This window comes from Streptomyces sp. NPDC043861, from assembly GCF_056435905.1.
This window is the reverse complement of record NZ_JBWKDP010000003.1, coordinates 619253-637218: the sequence shown is the minus strand read 5'-3', so window position 1 is coordinate 637218 and position 17966 is coordinate 619253. Positions and strand designations below refer to the sequence as shown.

13 protein-coding genes and 1 pseudogene are annotated in these 17966 nt (G+C 69.8%); 6 read left to right on the top strand and 8 right to left on the bottom strand.

What is annotated here, in order from left to right; genetic code table 11:
* Positions 1-10 precede the first annotated feature (10 nt).
* Entirely contained in the window at positions 11-352 is a 342-nt protein-coding gene (locus AC068D_RS10520) for a YbaB/EbfC family nucleoid-associated protein (protein ID WP_262006490.1), read from the bottom strand.
* A 326-nt stretch (positions 353-678) separates the two neighbouring features.
* On the opposite strand from AC068D_RS10520, the gene AC068D_RS10515 reads away from it, so the two are divergent.
* The gene (locus AC068D_RS10515; protein WP_478822551.1) at positions 679-1458 is read left to right on the top strand and encodes an SLATT domain-containing protein; all 780 of its coding nucleotides are present in this window, start codon (positions 679-681) and stop codon (positions 1456-1458) included.
* 63 nt (positions 1459-1521) lie between these two features.
* Here the strand turns inward: AC068D_RS10515 and AC068D_RS10510 are convergent.
* The 5 genes and pseudogenes from AC068D_RS10510 to AC068D_RS10490 all read right to left on the bottom strand — a co-directional run.
* Positions 1522-3378: pseudogene (locus AC068D_RS10510) on the bottom strand (hypothetical protein); the annotation flags it as partial.
* A 336-nt stretch (positions 3379-3714) separates the two neighbouring features.
* On the bottom strand, positions 3715-4365 hold the full coding sequence (locus tag AC068D_RS10505; protein WP_478822630.1) for a hypothetical protein: 651 nt from the start codon (positions 4363-4365) through the stop codon (positions 3715-3717).
* Between the two features lie 80 nt (positions 4366-4445).
* Entirely contained in the window at positions 4446-6893 is a 2448-nt protein-coding gene (locus AC068D_RS10500; RefSeq protein WP_478822550.1) for a dolichyl-phosphate beta-glucosyltransferase, read from the bottom strand.
* Positions 6890-7570, bottom strand: coding sequence for a GntR family transcriptional regulator (locus AC068D_RS10495; RefSeq protein WP_478822629.1), 681 nt, complete (start codon positions 7568-7570; stop codon positions 6890-6892). The genes AC068D_RS10500 and AC068D_RS10495 overlap by 4 nt, the downstream gene beginning before the upstream one ends.
* A 78-nt stretch (positions 7571-7648) precedes the next feature.
* Positions 7649-9004, bottom strand: coding sequence for an aminotransferase class III-fold pyridoxal phosphate-dependent enzyme (locus tag AC068D_RS10490; protein WP_478822549.1), 1356 nt, complete (start codon positions 9002-9004; stop codon positions 7649-7651).
* Positions 9005-9191: 187 nt separating this feature from the next.
* On the opposite strand from AC068D_RS10490, the gene AC068D_RS10485 reads away from it, so the two are divergent.
* The 3 genes from AC068D_RS10485 to AC068D_RS10475 all read left to right on the top strand — a co-directional run bounded on the left by AC068D_RS10485 (position 9192) and on the right by AC068D_RS10475 (position 12180).
* Positions 9192-9821, top strand: a complete 630-nt coding sequence (locus AC068D_RS10485) for a DJ-1/PfpI family protein (protein ID WP_478822548.1) — start codon at positions 9192-9194, stop codon at positions 9819-9821.
* Complete coding sequence (locus AC068D_RS10480; protein WP_478822547.1) at positions 9818-10309, top strand: MarR family winged helix-turn-helix transcriptional regulator; 492 nt, start codon at positions 9818-9820, stop codon at positions 10307-10309. Before AC068D_RS10485 ends, AC068D_RS10480 begins: the two co-directional genes overlap by 4 nt.
* Before the next feature lie 284 nt (positions 10310-10593).
* Entirely contained in the window at positions 10594-12180 is a 1587-nt protein-coding gene (locus AC068D_RS10475; RefSeq protein ID WP_478822546.1) for a right-handed parallel beta-helix repeat-containing protein, read from the top strand.
* A 260-nt stretch (positions 12181-12440) separates the two neighbouring features.
* Here the strand turns inward: AC068D_RS10475 and AC068D_RS10470 are convergent, their stop codons facing one another.
* Complete coding sequence (locus AC068D_RS10470; RefSeq protein ID WP_478822545.1) at positions 12441-13565, bottom strand: CapA family protein; 1125 nt, start codon at positions 13563-13565, stop codon at positions 12441-12443.
* Positions 13566-13776: 211 nt separating this feature from the next.
* On the opposite strand from AC068D_RS10470, the gene AC068D_RS10465 reads away from it, so the two are divergent.
* Both AC068D_RS10465 and sigJ read left to right on the top strand, forming a co-directional pair.
* A complete protein-coding gene (locus tag AC068D_RS10465) occupies positions 13777-14592 on the top strand; it encodes an SCO4651 family lipoprotein (protein ID WP_478822544.1) in 816 nt (271 codons plus the stop codon).
* 542 nt (positions 14593-15134) lie between these two features.
* Positions 15135-16019 carry an RNA polymerase sigma factor SigJ gene (gene sigJ, locus AC068D_RS10460; RefSeq protein ID WP_478822543.1) on the top strand — a complete coding sequence of 295 codons (885 nt, stop codon included), beginning with the start codon at positions 15135-15137 and terminating at the stop codon, positions 16017-16019.
* Positions 16020-16243: 224 nt separating this feature from the next.
* On the opposite strand, the gene AC068D_RS10455 is transcribed toward sigJ, so the two are convergent.
* The gene (locus AC068D_RS10455) at positions 16244-17890 is read right to left on the bottom strand and encodes a right-handed parallel beta-helix repeat-containing protein (protein WP_478822542.1); all 1647 of its coding nucleotides are present in this window, start codon (positions 17888-17890) and stop codon (positions 16244-16246) included.
* Positions 17891-17966: the final 76 nt, after the last annotated feature.

Below are 17966 nucleotides of genomic sequence, written 5' to 3'. Positions count from 1 at the left end.
CGCCTGCACCTTAGAAGGGCAGACCGGGGATCCCGCCGCCGCCGAGCCCCTGGGCGAGCGGGCCGAGCTTCTGCTGCTGCAGCAGCTGTGCGTTCTCGTTCGCGGCCTGGACCGCGGCAACGACCAGATCGGCAAGGGTCTCGGTGTCCTCCGGGTCGACCGCCTTCGGATCGATGACCAGCGCACGCAGCTCCCCGGAACCGGTCACGGTCGCCTTGACGAGACCACCGCCCGCCTGGCCGTCCACCTCGGTCGCAGCCAGCTCCTCCTGAGCCCGGGCGAGATCCTGCTGCATCTTCTGGGCCTGCTGAAGCAACTGCTGCATATTGGGCTGACCACCACCGGGAATCACGGTCACTCCTGGCATTTCGACGACGGATGTATCGGTAAACCGAGCCTACGTGGTCACGGGGCGGCTCGCCCTGCCCGGTCGGCACCAACTCTTTCGAGTGAGAACGACCGTCCCCCCTCTATCGGATCAAGACGCTCATGCGGGCGGAAATACCGGGATTTCGCCCCCACGGCCCACCATTCGGCGGTAGGAAGACCATGCGCATCAGTTCCCACGCACGCACCCCTTGTCACGCAGGGTTAGCACGGTTACGTACGCAGTCACGCAGAGCTGCCGCGCAGCGCAGTCAGGCAGAGCAGTCACGCAGAGCGCAGAGGAGTGCCCCGGTGAGCCAGCCGGAGATGCAGCCTGGGGGGCCGGCCCGGGAGGAAAGCGGGGTCTCCCGCAGGGGAAGCGCCCGCGAGCGGAACGGGAGCGCCCCGGAGCAGGACGGGCACGGCGATCTCACGGGACGGCCGTTCCCACTGGGGGACTGGGGCGAACCGGCCGAGCGTCTCGACGAGCTGTACCGCTGGGTCGAGACGAATGCGCTGCGCACCGCAGACTGGTATCTCTCCGACCGCGCCCGCAAGCGCCGCTGGGCGCGGGCACTGCGCTCCGGTACGGCCCTGGGGGCGGTCGCGGGCGCCGCGCTGCCGCTCCTGGACCTGACGGATGTGCTGGCCGGCGCCGCGACCTGGGGCTACCTCTCGCTCCTGCTGGCCGCGGCATGTCTGGCCTGCGATCGGTACTTCGGGCTGACCTCCGGCTGGATAAGGGGAGTCGCCACGGCGCACGCGGTGCAGCGCCGCCTCCAGGCGCTCCAGTTCGACTGGGCTTCGGAGAGCGTCCGTGAGGTGCTCGGCCCGACCGAGGGCACCGCGAGCGAGGCGGCCGAGCGGTGTCTCGGCGTGCTGCGCCGCTTCTCGGAGGACATCACCGAGCTCGTACGGGCCGAGACGGCGGACTGGATGGTCGAATTCCGCTCCGGCCCGGCCCCGCTGGTGATGCAGTCGCTCGCCTCACCGCCCCACCGCCAGGAGGGCGGCCACCCCTCGGGCCGTTTCCCCCTCACCCCTCCACCGCGCCCGAACATGCCGCGCCAGCGCCCGCCGGAGCCGCGGTAGCGGGTCCGGCGGGGCGTCGCTGCGACGCGGAGGCGCGGGTCGGGGACCGTGCGTACGGATGCGTCAGCGGGCGACGGCGCCGGTCGGCCTGCTGACCGCCGACCCGCTGAAGTGACCGGTCCGTGCGGCGGTCACCTTGACCGTGATCTTCTTTCCACGCTGGGCCGACTTGAGGACCAGCGTGGACCTGGTCGCGCCCGGTACGGCTGTCCCGTTCGCGTACCACTGATACGTGTACGAGGACGGTGCGGGCGTCCATGTCCCGCGCGACGCGGTGAGCGTGCGGCCCACCCTGGCCGTGCCCGTGATCACCGGCAGTTTGCTCGCTTTGGGGGCGATCCCCTTGGCGATGGTGACCGTGGCGGAGGTCGCCGTGCCGTCGGCGTGCCCGGCGCGTCGGGCCGAGACAGTGACGGTGAGCCTCTTGCTCAGGAGCGAGGCGGGCACGGTGTAGGTGGCGGCCGTGGCTCCCGCGATCGCCGTGCCGTTCGCCTTCCACTGGTAGGCGTACGACGTCGGGGCGGGCGCCCAAGTACCGGAAGCGGCGGTGAGCTTGGCGCCGACCTGCGCGGTACCTGTGATCTTCGGAGCGACGGTGTTCTTCACCGGGATCGGGGCCGGGGAAGCCGTGACGGTGAAGATGCCACGCAAGTACTGCCTCGAACCGGCGTGGACACCGAGGCTCCACGAGCCAGGGGCGACCCCGGCCAGGTCCAGGACGGCGGTCAGCGTCCTGCGGTCGGGCGATACGGAGGTGGTGGTGGCCTCCACTTCGGCGCCGAGCTGGTGGATGTCGACCTTGTCGTCCTGGTGCAGCGCAGTGCCCGTCACCTTGACGGTCACCTTGGTGCCGCTCACCCCGGTGGCCGGGGTCACCGTGCCGACGGTGACCTTCTCCACGCCGCACAGCGCGGACGTGCAGACGAGCTCCGCGCGGTACGAGGTGGCCGCGGCCTTCTCGGGGAGGCCGAGGACCAGGATGCTCGGACTCACCTCCTCACTGAACGGCTCGCTCACGTAGCACTGGTATCGAGCGCCGGATTCCGTGTGGGTCTCGTAGCAGTTGTTCTCGAGGCCGGCGTCGTACAGTGCGGGCACCGCCGTTTCGGTACCCCCGGCCGTATCGGTGACCGGAACATCGAACCGGTCATGGGACGAGGTGGGCAGCGCCGCGCAGATGGCGGTCCGCTGCTCGGTCAGATTGCCGGTGATCGGCCCGTGCCCATAGCTGACATTGGGCACCTTCGTGCACTCGGCCGCCGGGCCCGCAGCCGTGGCGATGCGGAGCGCGTCGAACCGGTAGGAGGCGGCGGCCTTCAGACTCGACGGAACGGCGATGAGCACCTGGTAGCGGGTGGAACCGGTGACCGCACAGGCCCTGTTGCGGAACTGGCAAACGCTCTCGCCCTTCTCGTCGAGGGCCATGACGTTCGCGGTGCCGAGCGCGTCCCGGACGTCGAGGTGCAGCACGTCCTCGGCGTCGGCGGTGGTCACCTGGCGACAGACCAGCACCCCCGGTGCGCCGAGCGCGCCCTCCGTCGACGCGCCGCCGACGGGGCTCGCCGGATTGGCCGCACACCCCTTGACCGCCGTGGTGGCGTCGCGTCGGGTCAGGGTGTACGTGCCAGGGGTGTCCTTGCCGATGACCTGCACGGTGTACGCGACGCCCTGGGTCAGGTAGCAGTTGACCCAACTGACCAGGGCGGACCGGATCGAACAGGCCTCGTTCCCGGATGCGTCGAGGACCGAGACCCGGACCGGAGAGGCGCCGGATTCGGCCCGGAGCTGAAGGGATTCCCCGGTGCCGTGGTCGTCGGCGGCGATGGTGAGGCAGTGCGAGGAGACCCCGCCGCCCGTGCTGATACGCACCGCGGGCGTCGATTCCGTGAAGTCCCCCGCGGGAAAGGCCTGGCAGTCGGCCGTCGCGGAGGCCGGCGAGCTTTCTGCGGACGCCCACGCGGGACCGGAGGGCAGCAGCGTCGACAGCAGGGCGGTGAGTGTGAGCAGGACTGCGCTGAAGGCCACCGGTCTTGTGGCCGTACGCGATCGTCTGGACAATGCGTTCCCCCCGGAGCGGTCGTTTGTCGTGCGATTCGCCGAAATGATCGCACGAGCATGCGACACACGGCCGCGATTATCCACAGGGGGACGCCACCCGCCACCGGTCCACCGGCCGGTGTCGTCGGGCCCCGACCGTCGTCCGGCGTGCGGCGGCCCGCATCAAGCGCGGCGGACCGCCGGTTCACGCGCGTTCGGTCAGCTGAAGATGATCATCGAGCCCTGCCCGAGGCTACGCGTGGCAGCAGCGTGGAGGCCCAGCCAGACGTGGCGTTCGCGGGCGAAGGGGCTTTCGTCGTAGGGGATCGGGCCGGCCGGTTCCTCCAGGGAGGTGGGGCGGGCCGGAGGGGCCGGAGCCTCCGGAGGGTTGGCGGGGTCGATGCCGATCACGGGGGCCACGAACTCGAGTTCGCGCAGGAGGCCCTGCGCGGAGCCCAGAGGGCCGCCGCCTGCGAGGAGTTCCTCGTTGGAGAGAGGTGTCTGGAAGTCGACCGGGACATAGGCACCCGCATGGTCGTAGTGCCAGACCAGATGGGACTGCTGGGCCGTCGACTCGAACATCTCCAGGAGCTGTTCGTAGTCGCCGCCCAGTTCGTCGACCGGCGTCACCGCCAGGCCGCAGAGCTGGAGCAGATACGCCCGGCGCAGGAAGTGCAGGGCGTCGTAGTCGAAGCCGGCGATGGGCGCGACATCGCCCGAGAGGCCCGGCATGTAGGCGAAGACGGGAATGGTGGGCAGACCGGCGTCGGTGAGGGCCTTGTCGTACGTCGCGATCTCTTCGGCGAAGGGGTTGTCCGGGCTGTGGCACAGCACATCGACGAGGGGGACCAGCCAGAGGTCACAGGCCAAGACGAGCTCGCTCTCCATCGGGTTGTACGGATTTGTGCGATGGTCGGGACAGCGTAGTGCTACGGGGCCGACCCGGACAGTCAGCGGTCCGGAGGGGAACCTGGGTGCACGTCCCATACCCAGACACCACCCGTCCACTTCCCCGGTCGGCCGAGCAGTTCCGAGACCGTCGAGTACAGCGCCTTCTGATTGTGCTGAGGGGCCAGCACCACGACGCCCGCCCGCCAGTGGTCCAGGTCCGCCCGGGCCTGGGCCTGCCAGTTGGGGCCTATCTCGGGGATACGGCCGCCGTAACGGATGTCGCGCAGCAGGTTCGAGGTGTGACGCGGCGATGCGCCGTAGATGCCGATACGGTCCGGGCCCCAGGGCCCGTTGAAGTACCCGCCGGGAACACGGAATCCGAGGCCGGTCGCCGACTGCCAGTGCAGGGCCTCCGCGTCGCCCGGGTCGGGCAGCGGCACGGGCACCAGGGACTCCCCCGGCCCGATGTGGTCGAGGTAGGTGCCGTCCGTGATGAACGCAGGTATCTCCGGGCGCTCCCGGACCGGATACGGGGTGGGGACGATCGGTACGAGGGCGATGCCGAGCGCGGCGAGCGCGGCGGCTCGCTCCGAGCGGACCGGTGCCTTCAGCAGGCGGTCCGCCGCGAGCGCCACCAGCATTCCCAGCACCGGTGCGCAGATCATCGCGACCCGCGACTCGATCACCGACTCGAAGAGCGGTTTGTCGGCGAGCCACTTCCACGGGCCGGTCAGCACGGTGTCCGTGTACGGGATGCGGAATCGCGGGCCCAGGGACAACAGACCGGCGGCGATCGCCGTGAACGTCAGCGCCTTGACGACGGCGAGCCGCCACAGCCGCACCGCCACCGCCACCGCGAATGCGATCAGCGGCCAGCCGTAGAAGGCGTTCTGCTCGGTGCGGTTCATGGCGAGCGGGTCGGCGCGGTCGTCCTCCCCCAGCAGCGACCTCCCCGAGAACTCCAGGAAGGCGAGGGGGCTGTTGCCCGCTTTGTCGCCGTGCAGCACGCTGTGGTAGCTCTGCGGACCGAAGAACTGCCACCAGAGGGGGAACGCCACCAGCGGCAGTGCCACCGCTGCGGCGACGGCGATTCCGCGCAGCAGTGGCCGCCAGGCCGTCCGCGCCGCATCGCGGTGCACGAGCCCGTACGACAGCGCGAAGAGCAGCATGCCCATCGCCGCCAGCAGCAGCGGCTCCTCACCGAGGAAGATCTGGTAGGCGGCGAAGAGGCCGAGCAGCACCCCGTCCCTGACCACCCTGCCGCCGTCGCACAGCCGCAGCGCCCGGTCGACGATCAACGGGATCATGAACAGGACGAGGAAGTTGGGGTGCGCGTTGCCATGGGAGATCATCGGCGGCGCGAACGCACACAGGGCCGCCCCGAGCGCCGCCGCCGAGCGGCTGCGCGCCCCCGGCCCGCGCACGAGCCGTCGTGCGATCAGCCAGTACCAGGCGCAGGCGGTCGCCGTCAGGCCCAGGGTCAGGACGAGGGCCCAGGTGACGGTCGGGCCGGCCAGCAGTGTGACGGGGGTGAGCGGGACGGACAGTCCCAGCATCACCGTGTTCGCCATCAGGTTCACGCCGTCGGGGTGGCCCTGCAGCGTGGTGAAGAGCGGATTCCGCAGGCCGGCGACGTTGTCGGCCGTCACCGCGAAGAACCACTCCCACTGGTTCTGGTCCTGCATCGAGTCGGCGAGATAGCCGCGGTCGAGGTCGTACCAGAGGTTCTTGTAGAGCAGCACCGAGGCGACCAGGAACAGCGCGACGACAGCGAGGTCCACCCGCCTGACGGTCCGCCACTTCAGCCGGCCGAGCTCCAGCAGCACCCGCGCGTAGTCCAGGGGCCGCACCTTGGACCCGGCCCGGTGCGACCAGCGCACCGGGACCTCCGTGACCTGCCAGCCGGCCCGCTGGAAGAAGCTCAGCACCTCGACGTCGATGCCCCACCCGTCCAGCCGTGAGTCCGCGAACGCCGTCCGTGCCTTCTCGCCGTCGAAGAGCTTGAAGCCGCACTGGGTGTCGCTGATGCCGGGGACGGCCACGGCCCTTATCAGCCGGTTGCCCATCCGTCCGAGCCACTCCCGCACCGCCCGCTGGTGCACGTCGATACGGGACTCGGGGTGGGCGCGCGAGGCGATGGCCGCGGCGCCGCCCTCCGCGGTGAGCTGTTTGTCGAGCCGGTCCAGCTCGTCGACAGGGGTCGCGAGGTCGGCGTCGGTGACCAGGACACGACGGCCGTACGAGGCGAGGACGCCGAGCCGCAGCGCATGCCCCTTGCCCCGGTTCGGGCCGCCGTTCATGACCTGGATCCGGGGCTCCACGGCGGCGGCTTCCCCGGCCACCCGTGCCGTGCCGTCCGTCGAGCCGTCGTCGACGACGACGATCTCCCACTCGCCCCAGCGTCCGGGATCGGCCTTCAGATGTGCCACGATCGCGTCCAGCGTGGGTCGCAGCCGTGTCTCCTCGTTGTACGCCGGGACGACGACGCTCAGATCCGTCGTGGTCACTGCGTCCGCCGCTCCAACCGGTCCGCCCAGGCCAGGGCGTGGTCGTTGTGCGCCACGATCACCGAGCGCGCGGTCGGGCCGTCGCCGAGGGCGACCGCGTCCGCCAGTTCCCGGTGGCCGTTCCACAGCCAGGTCTTCAGATCGGTCTCGGCGCGCAGATGGGGAACGGCGAACACCCAGGCCTGCATCCGGAGCCGGTGCAGGAAGTCCGCGATGTAGCCGTTGGTCACCAGCGCGCCCAGCTCCCGCCAGAAACGCAGGTCGTAGCCGATGAGGATGTCCAGGTCCCCGCCGCATGCGGCCCGCGATGCCTCTTCGGCCCGGCGGCGTACGGACACGAGGGCCGGGCCGGGGGCCGCGTGGGCGCGCGGCGCGTCGTCGATGCGGAAGATCCCGTCGACGATCAGCGAACGGGCCTCGACCATGCGCCGGAAGTCCGCCACCGTGAACCGGTGCACCTGGAAGCCGCGGTGCTGGACGGAGTCGAGCAGTCCCTGTGCGGTGAGATCGACCAGCGCTTCCCTGACGGGTGTCGCGGACACCCCGTAGGTCGCGGCGATCTCCTTGACCGTGAATTCCTGGCCGGTCTGAAGACGCCCCGCCAGCACTTCGTCACGGAGCGCATCCGCGAGCTGCTGCCGCAGGGTATTGCGCGTCACAGCTGTGCTCGCGGGCATGGTGTCGGCCCCCTCCGTCCGGTTCACGACACCTTAAGCCAGCCGGAGGGGACACCATCTGGTGCGATGCGCCACGTTTTACGCGATGTGCTCGTCCGCGACCGCGAGCGCGGCGTCGAGGGCGGCAAGGCCTTCCTTCGCCTCGGCCTCGCTGACGTTGCACGCGGGGACGGCGTGGGTGCGGTTCATGTTGATGAAGGGCCACAGGCCGTTCTTCTTGCAGGCCGCGCCGAAGGCCGCCATCGGGGCGTTCGCCTCGCCCGCCGCGTTGTACGGGACGAGCGGCTCGTGCGTCTCCCGGTTCCGTACGAGGTCGAGGGCCCAGAAGGCGCCCAGACCGCGCACCTCGCCGACCGACGGGTGGCGCTCGGCGAGCTCGCGCAGGCCCGGACCGAGGACGGTCTCACCGATGTGGGCGGCGTGCTCGACGACCTTCTCCTCCTCCATGGCCTGGATGGTGGCGACGGCGGCCGCGCAGGCCAGCGGGTGGCCGGAGTAGGTGAGGCCGCCCGGGTAGGGCCGCTTGTCGAAGGTCGCCGCGATCTCCGCGGATATCGCGACGCCGCCGAGCGGCACATAGCCCGAGTTCACGCCCTTCGCGAAGGTCATCAGGTCGGGCACGACGTCGAAGTGCTCGGCGGCGAACCACTTGCCGGTGCGTCCGAAGCCCGCCATGACCTCGTCGAGGACGAAGACGATGCCGTACCGGTCGCAGATCTCGCGAACGCCCGCGAGATAGCCGGGCGGCGGGGTCATGATGCCGGCGGTGCCGGGGATGGTCTCCAGGATGATCGCGGCGATGGTCCCCGGACCCTCGAACGCGATGGTGTCCTCCAGATGCGTCAGGGCACGCGCGCACTCCTCCGCCTCGGTCGTGGCGTAGAAGGGAGAACGGTAGAGGAACGGCGCCCAGAAGTGGACGACACCGGCGGAGGCCGAGTCGGAGGCCCAACGGCGCGGGTCACCGGTCAGGTTGATCGCGGTCGAGGTGGCGCCGTGGTAGGAGCGGTAGGCGGACAGCACCTTGGTGCGGCCGGTGTGCAGCCGGGCCATGCGTACGGCGTTCTCGACGGCCTCGGCGCCGCCGTTGGTGAAGAAGATCTTGTCCAGGTCACCGGGGGTGCGCTCGGCGATGAGGCGTGCGGCCTCGGAGCGGACGTCGATGGCGAAGGCGGGCGCGAAGGTCGTGAGCCGCCCGGCCTGCTCCTGGATCGCGGCGACCACCTTCGGGTGCTGGTACCCGATGTTGGTGTAGACGAGGCCGCTGGTGAAGTCGAGGTAGCGGTTCCCGTCGTAGTCCCAGAAGTACGAACCCTCGGCACCGGCGACGGCGAGCGGGTCGATCAGGCCCTGTGCGGACCAGGAGTGGAACACGTGGGCACGGTCGGCGGCCTTGACGGCCGCACCTGCCTGCGGATCGGCATGAGGGGTCATGCCGGACAGGGTAGGGATCCGCGGGCAGGAGCCGACATGGCCACCCTGTCTGTCCTCGGCCGGTTTCATCGGCAGGGTGTCGGGGCCGTGGGCAGGCAGCGGCATGCCTCCCCCTCCTATTGACAGCAAGCTGTCATCATGACAGTCTTCTGTCACAAGCCGGAGACATGAAACCAGGGAGGCCACCATGTCCGCCGAGAGCACCACGACCGCCACCGCCGGCACAGCCGGGACCGTGCATCTCGCCGTCTACGACGCCTTCGCCGACTGGGAGACGGGCCACTCCACCGCCTGGCTCGCCCGCACCGGCTTCACCGTCCGCACGGTCGGACCGGTGGCCGGCGAACCGGTCACCACCATCGGCGGCCTGCGCATCCAGCCCGATCTCGCGATCGCCGACCTGAGGCCCGAGGACAGCGCGCTGCTCATCCTCGCGGGTGGCGACCTGTGGGACAGCGGGGACGAACTCGCCCCGTTCGCACGCAAGGCCCGGGAGTTCCTGGACGCCGGCGTGCCCGTGGCGGCGATCTGCGGGGCGACGGCCGGACTGGCCCGCGAGGGCCTGCTCGACGAGCGCAGGCACACGAGCGCAGTGTCGTTCTATCTCGCGGCCACCGGCTACAAGGGCGGCGAGCACTATGTCGAGACCGACGCCGTCACCGACGGGGACCTGATCACCGCAGGCCCCACCGAACCGGTCGCCTTCGCGCGCGAGATCCTCGGCAGGACGGGTGCGCTCGAGGCCGGGAAGCTGGACGCCTGGTACCGGCTGTTCCACGACTCCGACCCGGCAGCGTTCGAGGAGCTCAACGCATGAGCCGCGAGCAGCAGGACATGCTCAGCTCCACCGCGCTCGGCGTCTTCCGGCTGAACGGCCAGTTCCTCGCCGCCGCGGAGGAACTGGCCCGCCCGGCCGGACTGACCGCCGCCTGGTGGCAGGTGCTCGGTGCAGTACTGACCGAGCCCCTGCCGGTCGCCGGGATCGCCCGCGCCATGGGCATCACCCGGCAGAGCGTGCAACGGATCGCGGACCTCCTCGTGACACAGGGACTGGCCGAGTACGTCCCGAACCCGGCCCACCGCCGCGCCAAGCTCCTGCGCCCCACCGAAGAGGGCAGGGCAGCCATCGACAGGATCGACCCGGGCCATGCGGAGCTGGCGGCCCGTCTCACCGCCCGACTCGGCGAGGAGGGCTTCGCGGAGACGGTGCGGGTACTGGAGCGGCTCAGTGCGGCAATGGACGCACTTCAGACGCAGGACGCACATGAGGTACGGGACACGCCCGGAGCAGGACCGAAAGCCTGACGGGCAATCAACCGGGCCGGGCGGTGGCCGTGAGGGGCCGTCACGCGGGCCGCGGCCTCGGCGGCACGGCCACGAGCAGCGACTTTGCGCAGCAACCCATCGCCCCGCTGAATCCGGGCAGGTCCCGGGCGGACGAGACCTGCCCGGCAGGGACACCGACCGACACTCCCATGACAGACATATTGTCCTATTTATGGCTTTTCTTGTGATTCCATGTGACGCACTGTCGCCCCTTCTGGACAAGGGGCGTGACGGCCTGTCACACAGAAGGAGAGCAACGTCGGATGTCTGGATCACAGGGCACGGGCACCCCGCACCGTCCGAAGACCGCGGCGCTGAGCCGTCACTGGAAGGTCGCCATTCTTGCCGCGGCCGGTTTCGTCACCATGGCCGGCACCACGACCCTCGTCGGTGTCGCGGACGCAGGGGCGACAGAGGCGCAGCAGCCCGCCTCCGTCACGAACATCGGCACGACACACGCGAACCCGGCCGCGGCCCCCGACCGCGACGGCTTCGACCCCGACAGCGGCGACTACTCCGGCTCCAAGGACAAGGGGGACGACCACTCCGGGTCCAAGGGCGACGAGGGCAAGGAAAAGGACCACGGTTCCAAGGACAAGGACAAGGACCACGACAAGGACCACGACAAGAAGAAGTGGGACAAGTCGAAGGACCACGACAAGAAGAAGTGGGAAGGCCACGAGAAGAAGCACGACCGCAAGCACGGCGGGGACGACGACAAGACCGCGTTCGTCGAGTGCGACGTCAACGACCTGCTCCTGGCGATCACCGAGGCGAACGCGGGGGAGGGAGGCAACCACCTCCTCCTGGCCGAGGACTGCACCTACACGCTGACGGCCAACGAGGCCGGCAACGGCCTGCCCAGGATCATTCAGCCGATCACGATCGAAGGCAACGGTTCGACCATCGCCCGCGCGGCCGGCCCCGCCCTGTTCCGCTTCTTCGAGGTCGGAGCCGGTGGCGACCTGAGGCTGCGTGACCTCACCCTCACCCGCGGCAAGGCGGACATCGGGGAGGACGGTGGCGCCATCAGCGTGAACCCTGCGGGCCGGCTCGACCTCGACTCCGTCACCTTCGAGAACAACTCCGTCGAGGACACCGGCAGCAACAACGGCGGTGCCATCTTCAACGCCGGCGACACCGTCATCCGCAACAGCACCTTCAAGGGGAACTCCGCCCTGGACGGATCCGCGGTCTTCAACGCCTCCGGCAGGCTCGAGGTGACCGACTCCGAGCTCTCGAGGAACACCGCGATCGGCGACGGAGCCGTCAACAGCCAGCTCGGTACCAGCACCATCAGCAAGAGCGTGGTCAGCCAGAACTTCGGCAGTGGTCTGGAGGTCAACGAAGGCCTTCTAGTGGTCGAGAAGACCGAGATCACCCACAACACCGACGACGAGACCGGCGCAGGCATCGACCAGGAGCAGGGCGGTCTGCAGGTGCGCAGCAGCACCATCAGCGGCAACACCGCGGTCGGCTCCGGCGGAGGCCTTCAGCTCGACGACAACGCCCTGATCGAGGACAGCAAGATCAGCGACAACACCTCGACCACCGACGACGGCGGCGGCATCCACCTCTTCAACGAGGACCCCGGCGAGGAGGTCTCGATCCGCGACTCCAAGGTCAGCGGCAACCAGGCACCCGGCGACGGGCAGACGGCCGGCGGAATCTTCGTCGACGCGACGAGGGTCCTGACCCTCACCGACACCGAGGTGAGCCGCAACACCTCCGACGTGGCCCCCGGTGGCACCAACAACAACGGCACGGTCATCACCAACGGCCGGGTCCGCCACATCGACAACGCCCCCACCAACTGTGCCGGCGCCACCGTCCCCGGTTGCTTCGGCTGACATCACCCGCCCAGGGCGCCGCACGGCCGCCCACCGCACACCGCCCCGCCCCCGGCCCCCGGCCGGGGGCGGGCGTACGCCCGGACTCCCCTCCGCCCTTACGGTCATCCCGAATGGCGCGGCCGGTCCCCGGCCGGCGCCAGGGAACCGGCGTTGCCGCGGACCGACCCGCACCGGCGGGGCAGCGCCCCGACCACGGCGGTTCGGGCACCCGCGCCGTCAACCCCTCCGGTCGCGGCGGGAACGGAGACCCGTCGCCGTCAACGCCTCGACCAGCGCAGGATCAGGAACCCGTCGTCGTTCAGGTCCGGCTCCACCTGCGTCCCGAACGCGCGGCCTGCCCTGCTGAGAACCTCGCACAGCCATGCCGAGTCCGCGGCCGACGCATGCTCCAGCCGCATCTGCCTGGCCTGCATCGGTGCGAGCCGCAGTGCCGCCAACTCGCCGCTGGCCGCGTCCAGCGAAGGGAAGTACATCAGGCGCAGATCGTCGCGGTAGCGCTCGTAGCCCGAGATTCCCTCGTAGTCGTCGATGAGGTCGCCGCACCCGTAGAGGATCAGCTTGCCCCGGTAGACCTCGATGGGGCGTGGATGGTGGGAGGAGTGGCCGTGGACGATGTCCACGCCCCCGTCGATGAGCCTGCGCGCGAAGGCGGCCTGGCTCTGCGAGACGCCATAACCCCAGTTCGAGCCCCAGTGGATGGACACGACCGCCAGGTCGCCGTCCTGCCGCACCGCCGCCAGGCGCCGGACGAGTGCGTCGGCGCTGCGCGCAGAAAGATCCGGTACGTAGTCGACTCCGGGCCGCCGCTCCCCTGCCGCCCACCGTGACGGGACTCCGGCCGAGGCCATCCCGCACGACAGCACGAGCACCCGGCCGCCGCCCTTCGTGGCCACCGCAACCGGCCGCCGGGCCTCCGCCGCGTCCCGGCCCGCGCCTGCGGGCCCCAGCCCGACCTCCCGCAGCGCCTCGACGGTCTCCTCCAGGCCACGGCGACCGAAGTCGAGCACATGGTTGTTCGCCAGCGCGCAGACATCGGGCCGGGCAGCGGCAAGGAACGGCAGGTTGGCGGGGTGCATCCGATAGGTCACGGCCTTGCCGGGCGCGAAGTCGTCGCTCGTCGTGACGCTGCTCTCCAGATCGATGACGCGGACGTCGGGCCCGATCGCGTCGAGCACGTCCAGAGCGGCTCCCCAGGGCCAGGTGAAATCCACAGGCTGGGGAATCTCCCCGTTGACCGCCTCCGCGAGCGCCACGTAGTCGCGTGCGTCCCGGATGTAGCCCTCCCGCAGCGCGGGGTCACCGGGGTGCGGCAGGATCTGGTCGACGCCCCGGCCCGGCATCACGTCGCCACTGAGGAACAGCGTCACGAGGGCCTGGCCCATGCCGGTCATTTTCCCACCAGAGCGCCGGTCCGACCGCTGCACGCCCGCGTGACCGGTCCGATCCCTGCGGACCGACGGACCCTCCTACGTCCGTCAGCGGTGCCGCGGGGCACCCGATGGCCGTCGCGCGGTGAGGGCGATGTCACTCCCCGCCATTACAGTCCGCAAAAAGCAATCTCACGGATTCACACCAGAGACCAAGGGGCGGGACATGGGGCCGAGGCGACGCATACGTACGGTTGTCACACTGGGGGCCGCGGCCGTCGTGCTGACCACCGCAGCAGGCTGTGGAGCGCAGACCGTGCGGGACACCGCAAAGGCGGTGAGCGATCCGGAGACCATCGCGGCGGCGCTGGCGCGCGTCACGGACCGGACGGACCGCATCGGATCGGCCGAGGTCGCCTTCAGCACCACCCTGGGGCCGGGTACCGCCCCGGTCACCATGACGGGCACCTACACGTGGGGCAAGGGCGTCGCGTACGACGTGATGATGGACACGGCCGCGGCACAGATGCAGAGCGTGCAGGACGATCCGGAGCTGCGCGCGCTGATGGTCGACGGCGCCTACTACTACAACATGGACCCCCAGCCCAGCGGCCCGCTCAAGGGCAAGCACTGGATGCGCGTCGACGTCTCCGCGATCCTCGGCGAGGAGGGGGCCCGATCGGCCCAGAGCAACGGCGACCCGACCGCCGGGCTGCGCTACATCGGCCTGTCGAAGAACACCGATGACCTCGGCGAGCAGACAATCCGCGGCAAGAAGACCCATCACTACCGGGCCACCCTCGAGAAGAACCAGCTGTCCGGCACCAAGCTGGAGTCGCTGACCGGCTCCGCCGGCTCCGTCACCGTCAACGTCTGGGTGGACGACAACGACCTGCCGGTCAGGGTCGTCCAGGACATCGGGGCCATGAAGGTGTCCGTGGACTTCCTCGAGTTCGGCACGGCCAAGGCCGTCACGGCACCCCCGGTGTCCGACACCGCCGACCTCAGCGACGAGGTCGAGAAGAACGGGCGCAAGGCCTGAGCGCAACCGCACTGCGCCCCCGTTCCCCTCGCGCGAACGGGGGCGCCCCCGCATCGGCGCCATGACCACCCCACAGCCCGGCCGCCACCGACCGCGGCAGCGGCAGCGGCAGCGGCAGCGGTGCACGGATCGACGGCCCTCGGCCCGGGAGAGCACCGGGATCCCCCCGGAACACGTCCCCCTGTCCGTCCCGGAGATCCGGGCCGACAGGCCGGCGATCAAGGACTCGGGAAAGGCACGTACATACGCGCAGGCATATGCGAGGATCCGGGCACAGGCCCTGGCCCCTCGTGAATCGCCGGGCCTCGTCGAGCAGTTGGCAGGAGAGCAGGGATGAGTGACAGCCCGCGCCGGTTCGTGTCCGGCGACGGCGACGGTGACGGCGACGGCAGGGACCGCATCAACGTGGCCTTCGACTGGCGCACGTCCTTCCTCTCCTGGGCGCAGTGACCTCTGGGCCCACACCCAGCACCTCTCACGTCACAGCTGACGGCCGTGGTCCGTCATTGTGTTGACGGACCACGGCAGGAGAATGTGACCGAATGGACGAGATCGATTTTCTGGCCGAGCGCTTCGAGGCCAACCGGGGCCATCTGCGAGCGGTGGCCTACCGGATGCTCGGCTCGTTGACCGAGGCCGACGACGCCGTCCAGGAGACATGGCTGCGCCTCAGCCGCTCGGACACGAGCGAGGTCGCGAACCTGGCGGGCTGGCTGACCACCGTCGTGGGCCGGGTCTGCCTGGACATGCTGCGTTCGCGCACGTCACGGCGGGAGGATCCGCTGGACGTGTACGTACCCGACCCCATCGTCAGCAGCATCGGCGGGACCGACCCCGAGCAGGAGGCGCTCGTCACCGACTCGGTCGGGCTGGCGATGCTCGTCGTGTTGGACACACTGCCGCCGGCCGAGCGGCTGGCCTTCGTCCTGCACGACATGTTCGCCGTGCCCTTCGACGAGATCGCACCCGTCGTGGGGCGTACTCCGACAGCGACGCGGCAGCTCGCGAGCCGCGCTCGGCGGCGGGTGCAGGGGGTGGCGCCGTCGCAGGACACCGATCTCGTCCGGCAGCGGGAGATCGTCGACGCCTTCATCGCGGCTTCGCGCGGAGGCGACTTCGAGGCTCTGGTCTCCCTCCTCGATCCGGACGTGGTGCTCCGGGTGGACGGGGGCGTCCTGGCCGCCGGTGCGTCGAAGGTGGTCCGAGGGGCGGAGACGGTTGCCGGTCAGGCACTCATGTTCCGGCGCTTCTCGCCGTACGCCCGGGCCGTCCTCATCAATGGCACGGTGGGCAGCATCACGGTTCCGGAGGGCAAGGCGTCCGCGATCATGGCTTTCACCATCTCGAACGGCAAGGTCGTCCAGCTCGACATCCTTGCCGATCCGGAGCGGCTGCGCCGGATCGACGTGGCGGCTCTGGACGGCTGAGCGACGACGGCGGACGACGGCCGGACGGAACCGGAAGAGGCGGGGGCGGCGCTGAAGTGGCGCCCCCCGCGGTGGCGTTGAAGTGGCGCCCCGGACCGTGACGGACCGTTGCGCGGGCGGCGCGTTCTCCTCGTCGTGCCCGCACATGGGCCCGCCCCCGGCGGTGTGCCGGGGGCGGGTGGAGTGGGCCATGCGCGGCCTGTGGTGCTGTCGGTCAGGGAATGTCAGCCGAAGCAGCCGGTGACGGTACCTCCGCAGTTGGTGGGGGCGTTGTCGATGATGTGGACCTTGCCGGTGGTGGTGACCGTGCCGGTGTTGTGAACGCCACCGTGCGGATCGTCGGAGAGGTTGTTCTTCACCTCGACGTCGGTGAGGGAGACGCTGTCGCCGGCGCCGACGAAGATGCCGCCTCCGGCGCTGCCGTCGCCGGGCGCCTGGTTGCCGCTGATCTCGGTGTTGCGGATCGCGACCTCCTCACCGGCCTCCAGATCGGTGAAGACCCCGCCGCCGCTGCCGTCCGTGGAGGTGTTGTCGGTGATCTTGCTGTCCTCGATCACCGCGGAGTCCTCGAGTCGAAGGCCGCCGCCACCGGAGTCGGCGACGTTGTCGCTGATCGTGCTCTCGCGCACAGAGAGCGAGCCGCCGTCGTGGAGGATGCCGCCGCCTCGTTCCGCGAAGTTGTGGAGGATGGCGCTCTTCTCGATGTCAACCGTGCCGCTGCCGTTGCTGTAGAGGCCACCGCCGTCAAATGCGTGGTTGCGGCTGATCACGCTCTTCGTGATCCTCAGGGACCCTGCCTGGTTGTAGATGGCGGCGTAGCCATCGGTGGGGTCGGAGGCATTGCCGGTGATCTTGGAGGTGGTGATCTCGAGCCTGCCGGACAGGTTGAAGATGGCGGAGCCGTCATCGGCGGAGTTCGCCCTGAGGGTGCTGCTGCGGATGGTGGTGACGCCTTCGTTGAAGATGGCGCCGCCGTCGTTGTCATTGGCCAGGGCGTCGTCGACCGTGTTGTTCTCGAGGGTCACGGAGTCGAGGTCGAGTCGTCCCGCGGCGTTCACCTTGATGGCACCGCCGTCGTCGCTGCCGACCGTCTTTCCGCGGGTCAGGGTGAGGTCGCGGAGTCTCAGGTCGCCGCCGGCTCCGACCTCGAAGATCCTGAACTGGGCGGCGCTCGCGGCGCGGGCGATGGTGGCGCCGTTGCCCTCGATCGTGACCGGCTGAATGATCCTGGGCAGACCGTTGCCGGCCTCATTGGCGGTGAGGGTGTAGGTGCAGTCCTCCGCCAGACGGAGGCTGCCGCCACCGTTCTCGTTCGCATCGAGGATCGCCAGGATCAGAGCGTTCGTCTCACACTCAACGGACGTCTTCTCGTTGTCCCCATGGCGCGACTTGTGGTCGCGCTTCTTGTCGTGGCCGCCGTACTTCTTCTTGTCGTGGTCCCCGTAGTCCTTCTTCTTGGACTCCTTGCCCTCGTCCCCCTTGGAGCCGTAGTCCTTCTCCTTGCCCTCGTCCCCCTTCGAGCCGTCGTCCTTCCCCTTGCCCTCGTCCTTCTCCTTGCCCTCGTCCCCCTTCGAGCCAGGGTTGCCGGCGTGTTCGGCCCAGTAGTCACCGTCCTGGCTGTCGGGGTCGACGCCATCGCGGGCAGGGGCCGCCGCGGGCGGGTTCGCCCTGACCTTGGCGCCGGTCGGGACGGTGAGGGCCGGTTTCTGCGTCTCGGCCGCTCCGGCGTCCGCAACCGACACGATGGTCGTGGTACTGACCACCGTGGCGAAGCCGGCCGTGGCCAGAACGGCCATCTTCCAGTGACGGCTCAGCGCCGCGGCCTTCGGACTGTGCCGGGTGCGCCCGCCCAGGTCCTGTGATCCAGACATCCGAGGTTGCTCTCTTTCTGTGTGACAAGCCGTCACGCCCCTTACCTGGAAGGGGCGAAAGTGAGCGATATAAAAT

Coding starts and splice junctions, on each gene's coding strand:
- AC068D_RS10495 (WP_478822629.1), bottom strand. CDS start 7,570: ATGCCCGCGAGCACAGCTGTGACGCGCAATACCCTGCGGCAGCAGCTC.
- AC068D_RS10490 (WP_478822549.1), bottom strand. CDS start 9,004: ATGACCCCTCATGCCGATCCGCAGGCAGGTGCGGCCGTCAAGGCCGCC.
- AC068D_RS10485 (WP_478822548.1), top strand. CDS start 9,192: ATGTCCGCCGAGAGCACCACGACCGCCACCGCCGGCACAGCCGGGACC.
- AC068D_RS10480 (WP_478822547.1), top strand. CDS start 9,818: ATGAGCCGCGAGCAGCAGGACATGCTCAGCTCCACCGCGCTCGGCGTC.
- AC068D_RS10475 (WP_478822546.1), top strand. CDS start 10,594: ATGTCTGGATCACAGGGCACGGGCACCCCGCACCGTCCGAAGACCGCG.
- AC068D_RS10470 (WP_478822545.1), bottom strand. CDS start 13,565: ATGGGCCAGGCCCTCGTGACGCTGTTCCTCAGTGGCGACGTGATGCCG.
- AC068D_RS10465 (WP_478822544.1), top strand. CDS start 13,777: ATGGGGCCGAGGCGACGCATACGTACGGTTGTCACACTGGGGGCCGCG.
- sigJ (WP_478822543.1), top strand. CDS start 15,135: ATGGACGAGATCGATTTTCTGGCCGAGCGCTTCGAGGCCAACCGGGGC.
- AC068D_RS10455 (WP_478822542.1), bottom strand. CDS start 17,890: ATGTCTGGATCACAGGACCTGGGCGGGCGCACCCGGCACAGTCCGAAG.